Source organism: Rhizobacter sp. P5_C2 (assembly GCF_054049715.1).
Genome location: NZ_JBFULV010000246.1, coordinates 1 through 1,149 on the forward strand (window position 1 = coordinate 1; position 1,149 = coordinate 1,149).

General features: G+C 73.8%; 1 protein-coding gene and 1 pseudogene. One reads left to right on the plus strand and one right to left on the minus strand.

From position 1 onward, the window contains the following. A pseudogene (locus tag ACXJLU_RS33390) lies at window positions 1–226 on the minus strand (hypothetical protein); the annotation flags it as partial. 284 nt (window positions 227–510) lie between these two features. Here ACXJLU_RS33390 and ACXJLU_RS33395 point away from each other — a divergent pair. Further along, on the plus strand, window positions 511–1,149 hold a 639-nt coding region (locus tag ACXJLU_RS33395), incomplete at its 3' end, for a thiamine pyrophosphate-binding protein (protein ID WP_457338013.1).

Consider the following 1,149-nt stretch of genomic DNA (forward strand, 5'->3'; position numbering starts at 1 on the left):
GTGCAGGGGCCGGGCTCGGGGAGGGTGCAGGGCTCGGCGCCGGGCTCGGTGCCGGTGCGGGACTCGGGGCGGGTGCGGGGGCCGGTGCCGGAGCGGGGGCAGGAGCCGGTGCGGGTGCCGGAGCAGCGCCGGCAGGCGAGGGTGCGGCGCTGTCGCCGCCACCGCCGCTGCAGGCGGCCAGGGCAGCGGTCGCGAAGAGGGCGGCCAGCAGGGATGTCTTGTTCATGCGCGGGAAGGGGCAAGTTGCGGACCATGCCGATGGGTCGCGCAGAGGCTGTCCCCGCAGCCCGCCAGCCCGCGCGGGCGCTGCGTTCGCGCGATCCATCGGCGCGGCGCATGCGCACCATACGCAGACCTGCAGACGCCGATTGCGTCGTCCGCGGACACTTCCCGTTCCTGGTTGCCGCGAATCGTCAGCGCTGCGCTGCGATTCACGCGGTGGCGGCGTCGAACCGGCCCGCGCACAAGGCACACTGGGCGCTTCATTCCAGCTGCCAGTGCCGCGCCGACATGACCGACTCCTCGTCCCATTCGCAACGCCCGCAACGCCCCCCGGGCACGCCACGCCTGGCCGGCCACGTGCTGGTCGAAGCCCTGATCGCCCAAGGCATCGACACCGTGTTCGGCGTGCCCGGCGAGAGCTACCTCGCGGTGCTCGACGGCTTCCACGAACACCGCGACAGCATCCGCTTCATCGCCTGCCGGCAGGAAGGCGGTGCCGCCTTCATGGCCGAGGCGCAGGGCAAGCTGACCGGCCGCCCGGGCGTGTGCTTCGTGACGCGCGGCCCGGGAGCCACCAACGCCAGCATCGGGCTGCACACCGCCTTCCAGGACAGCACGCCGATGGTGCTGTTCATCGGCCAGGTGGCCAGCGACCAGCGCGACCGCGAGGCCTTCCAGGAACTCGACTACCGGCAGGTGTTCGGCCCCGGCACGCTCGGCTTCGCGAAGTGGGTCGGCGAGGTGCACGACCCGGCGCGGCTGCCCGAATACATCTCGCGCGCCTTCCACACCGCGCTGCAGGGGCGGCCCGGGCCGGTTGTGCTGGTGCTGCCGGAAGACATGCTGACCCAGGCCACCGACGCGCCGGTGCTGCCGCGCGCCGAGCCGGCCCACGCCTGGCCGGCACCGGGCGGCCTGCGCGACCTG